This window comes from Elizabethkingia argenteiflava (genome assembly GCF_009904105.1).
Classification (GTDB): Bacteria; Bacteroidota; Bacteroidia; order Flavobacteriales; family Weeksellaceae; genus Elizabethkingia; species Elizabethkingia argenteiflava.
In genome coordinates, this window is sequence record NZ_JAAABJ010000187.1 from 1 (window position 1) to 12,340 (window position 12,340).

Here is a 12,340-nt window from a genome sequence, read left to right on the forward strand (position 1 = left end):
TCTGTCACTTCTAAGCGAAGTAGAAATAGATCATAAAGAATTGTTTCTGAATGCTGATGCAGGATTTGACAGTGAGAATTTAAGACAAATCTTAGAAAAAGAAGAAATAATCGCCAATATTAAAACCCATCTCAGGAATAATAAAACAGCCAAGAATTATTATTGTTTTGATGAAGAATTATATAAACGAAGGTTCAAAATAGAGAAAGCAAATGCTTGGCTGGATAGTTTCAAAGCATTATTAATACGATTTGAAACTTCTGTAATAACTTGGAATGCTTTGCATTATATTGCTTTTGTTATTTTATTCCTCAGAAAACTAATAGTTTAAACAAGTTCATTATGAATTATACAATTAAAAAGGGAATAGTTATCAATGACTGATAAAAACTCTATTAACCTTGTGTGCATAAGACTCGTTTATACGAGTCCTAAGCTGTTTTTAGCTCTTTGGATGTCTCTCCATACTCAGAAATTATTGGGTTAAATCCTCTATAACAGCAATAGGTGCATTATTTTTTACACTGGAAATACCGATATCCCTTGCATGAGTAGAGGAATACATCTGGCTCGTCCCTAATACTTGGTGATTACCCGCTCTTTGTGTAAAATACGGATCATTTCTAACCGATGTTAAGATTTTAAAATTACCATCGGCTATATTCACCTTACTGCTTTCCACACCTTTTAAGCAATTTTGCTTGGTGGTATAGGTTTCGCTGGTTAAAATAGTTTCGCCATTTCCGGCTTTTAATACCCACCAATATTGTCCATTGGTAGATTTTCTGATAAGATACTTTGCCATAGTTATTTTTTTTAATTATGAATACGCTTATACTTGTCTTAATATAAAGTTATAAAATGTTTTTTATAAATATATTTAACGATATATCATTTAACATAAAAAAATAACCATAATCGAATTATAGAGAATATTTTACTTTTAGCTGGACTCAATCTTAATGAAAACCAAGCCAGAACATTTGCAATAAAAACAAATATTCTATTCAATTAACTTAAAAAAATAAACTCTAGCCTTATCGAATTTTATTTTCAATAATCCGGAAATACGGAACTTTGATCTTGTTGGTAGAGGTGTTTTTATTCGACTATTCTTTACAATGCTTGTTTTATCAAACTCATAATATATTCTAAATTCTTAGTATCCTTAACAAGGATTTCATAATCACCGTTACCCCAATGGCCTATACTGGAAACATCTCTCATGATTTTCTTAGGATCATCTAACTCGCCTGATTTAAGATTGATAAAAATTTTTATTCCATTTTTGTAAATAACTATATCTGTAATATTTTTAGTTTTCTTAAATGCGATATAAAGCTTTCTAAATTCTATCCCCAAATCAGGAACTAAATTGAGAATAGCATTTTTAAACCTTTCATACAATTCTACCACCGTATCACTCTTACCTGCCAAATGGTCCTCTTCAGTATATACTTTTATATCTTTAACAATCTTGCTGATTTGTGAATCAGCACTATCCTTTACCTGTTTAATACTGGGTGCTGATTTGGATTTTTTGATAGGATTAATGGCTACTATACCTTCCTCAAACTGTTTTATTTCCGAAAGCTCAATCGGTAAGTCCTTAAAATTGGAGGATTGCTTTTGAAAATCATTAAAATAGGGAGAAACAAAAATAACCTTAGATTGAGATCAGTTAACCTCTGTACGCTTTAGATTGTCTTTTTGTATTTCGTTATACTCTACAATAAATCTGCTTTATATTCCAACATTAAATTAAGATGTGAAATACCTTGATCAATAATACTGTAATTCTGACTTCGTTTGTATTCAATAATTACAAAAGCCTTACTTTCACTATAAAAGCTAAGGTATCAATGCGGTTATTTTTAATCGTAAATTCGGATGTGATGAATTGAAGCCCCGAAACTGCTGCCAAATTTTGCTCACATATCTTTTGTATATGACTTTCAAGCTTAAAAGGTTTTTCTTTTAGCTGCGTCAGTTAATTTTTATATTGTGTAAATAAATTCATTTTTTTGTTAAATACTTTTATTTAAAAATACCCCCTCCCTTATAAATGAATTCATTTATAAGGGAGGATGCGAGGGTTTATGCGTATTGAGACAGTCGTTTTTCATCTCCACACGAAGTTCCTGCAGTCCTTATTTTTAATTTTTACGCGAAAGGTAATAATAATATTATTTATATCCCAAGTGCCGCTTACCGCATATTGGTTAACCACCACGCTTAAAAACATATTACTATTTTTGATAGTTTGAAAAATCTTTTAATGCCCACATCAAAAGTACTCTTCATTTATCCTAAAATTTGAGTGAATGTGCCACAAAAGCTATACGTATTTAAAGGATGAATTTTGATCTTTATGTATTCTATAAGTAAATCCATTTGCTTGTTTTCATATGAAATTCAAAAGGAATTTCAGTCTATGATTTATATTTTATGCAGGTGAAATACAAATATTTATATTAAAAAAGGAATACTTATGACACAGCACTCCTCTTCGTTGCTCCGAAAATACTCCTCATTTAAACGCCTTACTGCACATACTTTTTTAGCTTTTTTCTCCAAATAACCCTATTTCCTTTCTGCTCAAAGCCAGGAAGTCCATTCTAATGAAGGTATTCTTCTTTACACAGGCTGTGCGACTATTTTTCAATACCAAAATAACGGGATAGCCCTTCGTTTATTTGTTAATTCTCTCGGGGTAGCAAGAATTTTAGCGCTTCTCTGTCCTCTATAAAATAATGTCATTAATCGCTTATATTTTTTAAGATACGGCTTTATTTACGTTGGGTAGAAAAACTGTTATAACACCTATTAACGGGAGAAAGGCACATAGCTTAAATACATAAGCTATAGAAGTTAGATCAGCCACTTTTCCGAGTACTGCAGCCCCCATCCCTGCGATTCCAAACATAAAACCAAAGAACAACCCCGCAATTGTTCCCGTTTTGCCAGGCATTAAATCGGTGGCAAACACCAGAATTGCCGAAAAAGCAGAAGCTAAGACGAATCCTATAATAATCGCCAATACAACTGTCCAGAAAAAACTTGCATAGGGAAGAAGTAAGGCAAAGGGAGCAGCCCCGAGTATTGAGAACCAAATAACATATTTTCTTCCAAAGCGGTCGCCCAAAGGACCTCCAATTATAGTTCCCAATGCTACAGCAAATAGAAATGCGAAAAGGTAATATTGAGATTCACGAATGGATAATCCAAATTTATCAATTAAAAAAAAAGTATAATAATTGGTCATACTACTCATGTAAATATATTTTGAGAAAACCAAAATCAGCAAAATACCAATGGATAATTTAACCCGCCTCCTGGAGAGTTCAGGCGCTGCTTCTAATACGATATTACTTAAATTATTTTTTCTTAGCTCCAATCTATTTCTATACCACTTGCCTATAAAAAATAAGACAGGCATACCGATCATGGGAATAATACCAAACCAAAGAATTGAAATTTGCCCATAGGAAATGATGACCAAGGCTGCTAAAAGGGGACCCAACGCCGTGCCTGTATTGCCTCCTACTTGAAAAATAGATTGTGCCAAACCTTTTTTGCCTCCTGATGCTAAATAAGCAACTCTTGATGCTTCAGGATGAAATACGGATGAACCAAGCCCTACAAGAGCTACAGCAATAAGAAAGAAATAAAAACTGGAAGCATAGGCTAAAGTGATCAGCCCTATTAGAGTGAAAGACATGGCCAGCATTAAAGAAAAAGGCTTGGGTTTTTTATCTGTATACGCACCAATAAAGGGCTGTAAAATAGAGGCTGTACACTGAAAGGTAAACGTGATAATACCTATCTGGGTAAATGAGAAGTGGTATTTCTCTTTTATAACCGGATAAACAGAGGGAATAATAGATTGCATTAAATCATTAAATAAATGGGAAAAACTAATCATAAATAGGATGACGTAAATCGTTTTTTGTACCTGTGTTTGCTGGCTCATAGCTCTTGTAGATTGCATTATGTTTTTAATAATTGATAAACTATATCTATAAGTTTAGTAGAATGATCTGAGCGATTTATCCCACTTTTTCTGTAATTTACATTTTTAAGCTTATAAAAGCTGAACTTACACCCTATGCACGACTCGCCCTACTAATTGTGTCTTATAAAATTCAAGAAAATAGAGTTTTAATGATTTCAAAAACTAGAATCTCAAGTGTAAATGTTTTTTTTAACTTCTCTTCTCCCTTCGCAATTATGCCCTATATAATATAAAGGGAGGGTATCTTTCACCCAGGCTTCTGCACAATGATAAAAAAAACCAAAGTTTGTGTTGAAAAATAGCACATCTCCAACATCTTCTTTTATCTGGTGAACTACAAAACTACAAAAAATCAACACAGTATAATGCTTCATGAATAAAGCAAATATGCTAAGCTATTTTACAACAAAATAACAATAGTTTTAAAAACCAGTCCTCTTTATACTTTTAATCATATAGTGATGCTGCATTCAATTTTTTGACACCTCTTTGATGGAAGCCTGTATGAAAGAAGATACTGCTTTCATTTTCAACCAAATGTAAGACTTCTTGAGAGGAAAATTTATACATACTTACCACATCCTGAAAAATAAAGCATACCATCTATTATCATCCCATTCATCAGATCATTTTAGTGGTCTTTTTATACTCCGTCGGAAAAAAGTAATATAAAATCTGATTAACTTAATGTAAATCAAGTAAAAGAAACTAAATTTATTTCCCGATACAAAACTTAGAGAAAATATTCCCCAGGATTTCATCATTGGTAAACTCACCCGATATTTCCCCAAGGGCTTCTATAGCATTTCGGAGTTCATAAGCGAGGAGTTCGGTAGTAATTGCGGCATCTACAGCCTCCTTCACACGAACTACGGCCTCCAAAGACTTTTGTAAAGCCTCAAAATGTCGCTGATTGGTGATCACCACATTAGAAGTTTCAGATTTCAGCTGTTCCACATAAGATGAGAGCTCATCTTTAAGCACCTGAATATTACTATTCTCCAAGACAGAGATCTTAATCAGATCAAAAGAATATTGTATGGCCTTGCGGAAAGATTCCTCTATACTATCGAAAACCAAATGCTGCTCCTTATCCGTTTTTGTAAGACAAATAATCAACTTCAAGCCTTCTCTCAAAAGAGATTTCAGCATATTAAAATCCTCTGAAAAATCCTGAGTTCCTATATCCGCCAAATAAACCAATACTTCTGCCTGAGCCACCTTTTCTCTGGCTTTTTGCACACCAATCGCCTCTATTTCATCCACAGTATCACGCAATCCCGCTGTGTCGATCAGTCGAAAGGCATGGCCCTTAATGTGCAGTACTTCCTCAATGGTATCGCGCGTCGTTCCGGCAATATTGCTAACAATAGCCCGTTCCTCTTTCAACAAAGCATTTAAGAGTGTAGACTTTCCGGCGTTGGGTTTGCCCATAATGGCCACTGCTGTACCATTTTTCAGGGCATTTCCATACTGAAAACTGTCAATCAAAGATTTCAGTTTCAGTTCTATTTTATTGAGCAAATGCAAGAGTGCTGTTCTGTCTGCAAACTCCACATCTTCCTCTGAAAAATCCAACTCGAGTTCTATCAGGGAGGTAAAATTCAGCAAATCGCTTCTCAACAAGGAGATCTCTTGGGAAATTCCACCTTTGAGCTGGTTCAAAGCTACCTTCCTGGAGGCCTCATTCTCAGAGGCAATGAGATCTGCAATAGACTCTGCCTGCGAAAGATCTATCCTTCCATGCATAAAGGCCCTTAGGCTAAACTCCCCCGCTTTAGCCATACGCGCACCATTTTTAATCAAAACTTCCAATATTCTTTTGGCAATATGAGGAGATCCGTGAAAGGATATTTCTACGGAATCTTCTGTTGTGAAGGTTTTGGGTGCATGAAAAACCGATACCATCACCTCATCGATCACTTCATCTACATCTTTTATAAAGCCGTAATGTATGGTATGAGACGATACCTTCTCCAGGTCGTCACCTTTAAACACACGGTTTACAATACTAAAAGCTTCATCTCCAGATATTCTGATAATCCCTATAGCTCCCATTCCATTTGCCGTTGCCAAAGCGCAGATCGTATCGTTTTTCATAGGACAAATTTACAGCTTTTAAATCGCTTTCCGTAAGCCAATTCCTGTATCCCCATAAAAAATCCCATCGCCTTAACGCTGATGGGATTTTTATCCTCTAAAACAATCGGGATTACAACGGACTTACCAGTTTCAAAAACCAATCTTTAACGGGTGCTTCAAGATGAGGGGCTAGTTTTTTCTCACAGGTTTTATGATAAGCATTCAACCACTGCAGCTCTTCTGCAGAAAGCATTTCCTTAACTATAATATCCTTTAAAAAAGGACACAGCGTGAGCGTCTCAAATACATAAAAACTATTCCATTGGGTGGTTTCTATCTCTTTTACCACGATCAAATTTTCATGGCGAATACCATACTGTTGCTCTATATAATATCCCGGCTCATTGGATAAGACCATGCCTGGAAGCAATTCCTGTGGGTTGAGGTCTTTTCGAAAATTCTGAGGTCCTTCATGAACATTCATAAAACTACCTACACCATGGCCGGTGCCATGGTTATAATCCTTACCTTCTTGCCATAAAGGTTGTCGGGCAAAAGCATCCAGCTGCACCCCACGTGTTCCTCTCGGAAACTTCAGCATGGAGAGGCGAATCATACCTTGTAACACCAGTGTAGCATCCCTTTTAAAAGCTTCGCTAATCGCCCCCAGAGCCCAGGTACGGGTAATATCGGTAGTACCTTCCAGATATTGACCTCCAGAATCAATCAGAATACTACCCTCTGGAATAACGGATTTACAACTGTCTTTTTTTGCAGAATAATGGATAATAGCTCCATTCTCCTGGTATCCTATAATGCTACTAAAACTTTCACCCACAAAATTTTGGCCCTCGGCACGAAAGCTTCTCAGCTTCTCCCCAATGCTATATTCATTCATAGCTTCTTTTCCCACCCTATGGGTAAGCCAATAAAGGAATTTCACCATTGCAATACCATCTCTTAGCATCACCTTTCGAAAACCCTCCAATTCCGTTTCATTTTTCTGTGCCTTCATTAAATTACCCGGTACGGGAGCTTCTATAAAACGGTTATCCTTTTTAAGACGTTCAAAAATAGCTTGATTGCTATGCGGAGAGATGAGTATATTTTGCTGCTTTATTTCTTTTAGGGATTCAAAAAATCCTTCATATGACAATAGCTTTACACCGGCATCTCCCATTTGTTTTCGAGCCTCCTCATTTAACTTATCTAAATCGGTAAACAGCATCACCTCGGTTTGTGATAAAATAATATAAGCCAAAAAAACAGGATTACACTCCACATCACTCCCCCTAAGGTTAAGTGTCCAAGCCACATCGTCCAAACTGGAAATGATGTGTACATCGGCATTCTGGATTTTCATTTTCTCACGAATATCGGCTATTTTTTCCTCTACCGAACAACCTGCCCTTTCCAAAGGGTGGATATAGATAGGGTTTTTAGGCGGCACACCACGCTGTATCCAGATATTTTCCAGCAAAGGTAAATCCAACAACTTCATGCCATGATCATCCAATTTAGCGGTAAGGGCTATCCATTCACTATGAGAGGTAGCCAATGCGTTCACAGCCACTTTCCCGCCCACAGGAATTTCAGAAATAATCCAGTCTATATAGTGAGGGGTTTCAGGCATTCCTTGTTTAAACAAATCGATACCTGAACCTTCCAACTCTATAGCTGCCTGTGTAAAATATCGACCATCGGTCCACAAACCTGCTTTCTCCAGGGTAATCACTACAAATCCTGCAGATCCGGTAAAACCCGAAAGCCAAGCACGCTCCTTCCATTCATCGGTAAAATATTCACTCATATGGGGATCCGCTGAATAGACAATAAAAGCATCAATCTGATCTCTCTGCATTGATTTCCGTAATGCCGCTATTTTTTCTTTTGAAGTCATGATTATCGTTCTAATTTTAGGGAGTCAAGTTACAAAAATCTATATGGATCGCTAAAGATTTATGATCCGTATCTCTTCTAGAAAGATCTGGAGGATAATCTGGCAATTTATTCTTTCCCCTGGACCATACTGATTAAAGCTCTAAAAAACAAGAGAGCATTCAATCGTAATTAAAACCATAATCGGTTAATTTACATTCGATAAGACAAGAAAGATGATTTTACATTTCACGTCAGAACACCAGAGCTTAAAGAAAAACAAATGGTAACTCGGGTTTTAGCGGCTCAATGTATACAATACTACATTAAAGAAGGCGAAATAACAGATAGAATAGCGTTGGAGACACTTAAGTTTAACTTTCTTATTTTGGCTAATATAAAACGGATATCGGCTACTTTCAAAACAAATAATTGATTGAAATTTGTAGCATACAAAACAATTAAAAATAGATTTATGTTTAATATCAAAGGAAAAGTTGCCCTTATAACTGATACATCAAGCGGTATTAGAGAGACAACAGCGAAAAAATTAACCGAACATAGAGCTAAAGTGGAAATTACTGTCCAACGAACAAAACGCTTGGAATGCATAAAAGCTGATTTTGAACAAACTGACTGTGGGTAACGTACACCTCTAAAGCGAGCACATGATCGCCATTGCATTGAGAAGGTATAAAGAAACGGTTTGTTACCGCCTCTGTACTACCTTTAATGATTCTACAAGGTTCTGGACAAATTTTGAATACATCTTTTAAAAGAACTTGAAGTTAAAGTATTGATTATTGATGAAATAAATCACGTTCTTGCTGGTACTATTTCAAAACAAAGATTATTCTTAAATGTTATAAAATATTTATCCAACGAATTAAATATACCACTAGTTTGCTCAGGAACAAAATTAGCCTTCAATGCAATACAAAACTGATTCACAATTATCCAATCGTTTTGAGCCTAATATACTTGTCAGATGGTAAAATAATACCGAATAAAAAAGACTTTTAGCAAGCTTTGAAAAAGTTCTTACAGTCAAAAAAAGATCAAATCTCATAGAAGATAAATTATCTAAAAAAATTCTTTTAATGAGGAATGGCTTGATAGGAGAGATTTATAAGATATTAGAGCTCTCAACCATATTAGCCATTAATTTACAGAGTGAAAAATAAATCTAGATAGATTAAATGAGATAGATTATATTGCTCCACAAAATAGGAAAAAAGCCTTTTTTAACAATAGTATATATTAAATCTTTTGATAAGGATATTTTTTCCTATTTATATCAAACAAAAATGAATTATTTAGTTCTTGGATTAATAGACCATCTGTTAATTATTAAGTTAAAATTCAAACTTTTTTAAAAAATTTCTTGCCAAAATCAAAAAACTATTTTACAAGAGATATTGATATTTTGGCACCTAATAATTTGATAGAAATAATTTACAAATACAATCCATTGTCTACCTTACAAATTAATGATCTTTTTTTTAAATCTTTCGAGAGGTATGCCTTTGAAAACATTAAAACCAATACAATTACGATAAATGTTCTGCCAGTTGGAATTGTTAACAGGTCGAAATTTAAATATGGTCAGCAAGCTTGTGTAAAATGCTTAAATGAATATAAATATTATCAAAAGCGGAGGTTAACGACTACTATTTTATGTCTAAATTGGAAATTATATGAATTAGTCAACACTTAATCTGTTTTAAAGTTATTTAGTCGCTCCTTAATTTACATATAATCAATTGAATATCAATATAATGAAATTATAAATGTTTGTATTTTATTGCAGGATTTAGTATCTTTAAGAATAAAAATCTTGCAAATATGTTGGGAAAATCGGGGAATCAGAATCAGGAAGAATTATTTCGTCCTTTGTTGAGAGAGTTTATAGATATGAGTCATGAGCTTGTAGCTCTATCAGATAAAATAGATTGGCGTTATTTTGAGAATGAATTTTCAGTTTACTACTCTCACACAGGAAAGCCTTCGATGCCTATTCGTTTTATGGTGGGCTGTTTTCTTCTTAAAAGGCTTTATAACCTTGGAGAGGAAACCCTGGTAGGCGCTTGGAAAATGAATCCCTATATGCAATATTTTTGTGGACTGTCTCATTTTGAACATCGCTTTCCCTGTGATCCCAGTGATTTTGTACATTTTCGTAAGCGTATCGGGGAATAAGGTATAGAAGAGATTTTTTTTTATTCGGTAAAGATTCATGGAGATAAAGTTTTAGGAGGTATGGTTCTCTCCGATACTAAGGTTCAGGAAAACAACATCAGCTATCCCACTGATTCAAAACTTTATAAAAAAGTGATAGATCATTGTAACACTCTGTCAGATAAAGAAGGGATGAAACAGCGCCAAAGCTATAAACGTGTGAGCAAGAATCTGCTGTGCAATACCTATAATTTTACGCATCCTAAGCGAAAAGCAAAAGCCCGTAAAGCCCAGTCCAAATTAAAGACTATTGCAGGAAGACAGGTTCGTGAGTTGGAGCGTAAGTTGACAACAACGGCTCTGATGATGTAATAGCCCCGACTTAATCTGACAGTTAAGTGTTGACTAATTCAGCTTAACTATTATAAAATAGCAAAATCATATATACCCAGAAAAGTTTGGGATACCATATTGGTTTGAAAAGAAATTTATTTATTAATTTTCTTATATATAGTATCACCTATTTTTTTGATCGTTAATTCTTCAGTAAGTCTATATCTATGGTTAACTGGTTGTAAAACTTCTAAAAGCATTTTCTCTTTTAAATATTCAAATATTTTTTTCTTATTTTGATATTCCTTACTGTGTGTACCATCATAAAATAGTGAACTCCGGCTAAACTTTACATTTTTGTGATCAAGTATCTTAATTAGCCTAACTAGAACGATATCATTTTTTTTTCTGTACAGGTCTATTTGATAAGTTTTGTACTATCCCGATATTTGGATATAATCCTGTTTCAATAATGAAAAACTCCCTATTATTCAAATTTGCTATTGCAATTATGAGATATGGTATTTTCGAATTATTAGGCCCATAAAATGAAAACTTATTATCTGTTGAATCATTAATTGTTGCAAAAAAAATATTTACTCCTTTTTCTTTTAAATACTCTAGTATTTTCAAAAAAAGACCAGAAGAATTTTCCTTAATAGAAGTATAATCAATAGCCTGGATGCTATTACCTGTTGTAGTCTGGTTATTTAATATCTCTTGTGCCTCTAATATATTTACAACTGTATTACCTTTTGTATAATTTCTATAATTTTGTATCTTCTTTGTCTTTTTATAAGTTGGAGAATGTAAAAAAATATCATTATCAACAGTTATTTCTTGAACTCCTAAATTAGGGTTTATAGGAATTATAGGTGGGTCTGAAACTAAGTCTAATATCTCTACCCAATCTATTGTTATATTATTAGTATATGTTCCAGAATTCTCTTCATTATTTTCAGCAGAACGAGTATCCACAAGAGCCATTGGTTCAATATCTTGGTCATTAATAAAAAAAGAAAAATCTTTTTTATTAGGTTCTACATTAAATAATCGATAAGAAAAAAACTTGTCTTTAGCTATATTTTGTCCAATGATAGTTGCTTTGATAGGGAATCTGAAAGGAATATTATAAAAAATTTCACCAGCTATCTGTCCTTCTTTATCCTTTTGTTTCTTCAATAGACTAAAAAAATTATTAATTGATTTTCTTAATATATACATCCCCGTTTTACTTTCATCAATATCTGTAAACCAATATTTAACAATAAATTTCGCTTCTTTTTGCCCTATTCCAATTGTATTATCAAAAGTAAATTTATTTTCTGGGAGATTTCTATTTATAAATACGGTGTTAAGCTTCTCAAAATCTGTAATGATATTAATGACTTTAGTTGAATAATAATAGAAGTACTGGCTAATTAAGCTTAAAGGAATAAATGTATTATTGTTAAAAGAATAGTAAGCTTTATTATTAATTTGGCCTTCAAAAGGAGTACCATAAAAAAAATCTTCGCAAGTTCCTACCTTAAAATTTCTATAATTAGATAAGATCACTTCTTTTTTTTCTATGTTTTTATGATTTATATCTAAGTCACAGACAAACTTTCCATTGCAATCATAAATATCTGCCAACTTAAATTTATTTATGACTTGTTCTGCTATCTCGTCTATAACAATATCATTAAAATTCCACTCTGTCGAGTCATAAAAATCATATGAGTTTACTTTTAGAGGCTGTTTAAATTTGTGTAGAAAATTTTGTTAGGAAGGTTTTCAGAAGTTGGATATTTGGAAAAAAAGGAATGAAATACCTAACTGATCTAACTGAAAACCAATGGCAATATATAAAGA

The 12,340-nt window shown here is 33.7% G+C and carries 10 protein-coding genes and 1 pseudogene; 5 read left to right on the plus strand and 6 right to left on the minus strand.

Features of this window, described 5'->3' with window-relative positions; genetic code table 11:
- Window positions 1-331, plus strand: a pseudogene (locus GNY06_RS01485) (IS5/IS1182 family transposase); the annotation flags it as partial.
- Window positions 332-475: 144 nt separating this feature from the next.
- On the opposite strand, the gene GNY06_RS01490 reads toward GNY06_RS01485, so the two are convergent.
- The 5 genes from GNY06_RS01490 to GNY06_RS01510 form a co-directional block, all read right to left on the minus strand.
- Window positions 476-805, minus strand: a complete 330-nt coding sequence (locus GNY06_RS01490) for a YegP family protein (protein ID WP_166518483.1) — start codon at window positions 803-805, stop codon at window positions 476-478.
- 311 nt (window positions 806-1,116) lie between these two features.
- Window positions 1,117-1,437, minus strand: coding sequence for a DUF5655 domain-containing protein (locus GNY06_RS14745; protein ID WP_317163725.1), 321 nt, complete (start codon window positions 1,435-1,437; stop codon window positions 1,117-1,119).
- A 1,339-nt stretch (window positions 1,438-2,776) separates the two neighbouring features.
- The gene (locus tag GNY06_RS01500) at window positions 2,777-3,991 is read right to left on the minus strand and encodes an MFS transporter (RefSeq protein ID WP_166518484.1); all 1,215 of its coding nucleotides are present in this window, start codon (window positions 3,989-3,991) and stop codon (window positions 2,777-2,779) included.
- Window positions 3,992-4,729: 738 nt separating this feature from the next.
- A complete protein-coding gene (gene mnmE, locus GNY06_RS01505; protein ID WP_166518485.1) occupies window positions 4,730-6,115 on the minus strand; it encodes a tRNA uridine-5-carboxymethylaminomethyl(34) synthesis GTPase MnmE in 1,386 nt (461 codons plus the stop codon).
- A 112-nt stretch (window positions 6,116-6,227) separates the two neighbouring features.
- The gene (locus GNY06_RS01510; RefSeq protein WP_166518486.1) at window positions 6,228-7,997 is read right to left on the minus strand and encodes an aminopeptidase P family protein; all 1,770 of its coding nucleotides are present in this window, start codon (window positions 7,995-7,997) and stop codon (window positions 6,228-6,230) included.
- A gap of 414 nt (window positions 7,998-8,411) precedes the next feature.
- Here GNY06_RS01510 and GNY06_RS01515 point away from each other — a divergent pair, with 414 nt between their 5' ends.
- From GNY06_RS01515 to GNY06_RS01530, 4 genes are all read left to right on the plus strand, one after another.
- Entirely contained in the window at window positions 8,412-8,621 is a 210-nt protein-coding gene (locus GNY06_RS01515) for a hypothetical protein (protein WP_166518487.1), read from the plus strand.
- 117 nt (window positions 8,622-8,738) lie between these two features.
- Complete coding sequence (locus tag GNY06_RS15035) at window positions 8,739-8,921, plus strand: TniB family NTP-binding protein (protein ID WP_394350819.1); 183 nt, start codon at window positions 8,739-8,741, stop codon at window positions 8,919-8,921.
- 848 nt (window positions 8,922-9,769) lie between these two features.
- The gene (locus GNY06_RS01525) at window positions 9,770-10,174 is read left to right on the plus strand and encodes a transposase (RefSeq protein WP_166518489.1); all 405 of its coding nucleotides are present in this window, start codon (window positions 9,770-9,772) and stop codon (window positions 10,172-10,174) included.
- 60 nt (window positions 10,175-10,234) lie between these two features.
- The gene (locus GNY06_RS01530) at window positions 10,235-10,525 is read left to right on the plus strand and encodes a hypothetical protein (protein ID WP_166518490.1); all 291 of its coding nucleotides are present in this window, start codon (window positions 10,235-10,237) and stop codon (window positions 10,523-10,525) included.
- A gap of 357 nt (window positions 10,526-10,882) precedes the next feature.
- On the opposite strand, the gene GNY06_RS01535 is transcribed toward GNY06_RS01530, so the two are convergent.
- The gene (locus GNY06_RS01535; RefSeq protein WP_166518491.1) at window positions 10,883-12,121 is read right to left on the minus strand and encodes a hypothetical protein; all 1,239 of its coding nucleotides are present in this window, start codon (window positions 12,119-12,121) and stop codon (window positions 10,883-10,885) included.
- Window positions 12,122-12,340 lie beyond the last annotated feature (219 nt).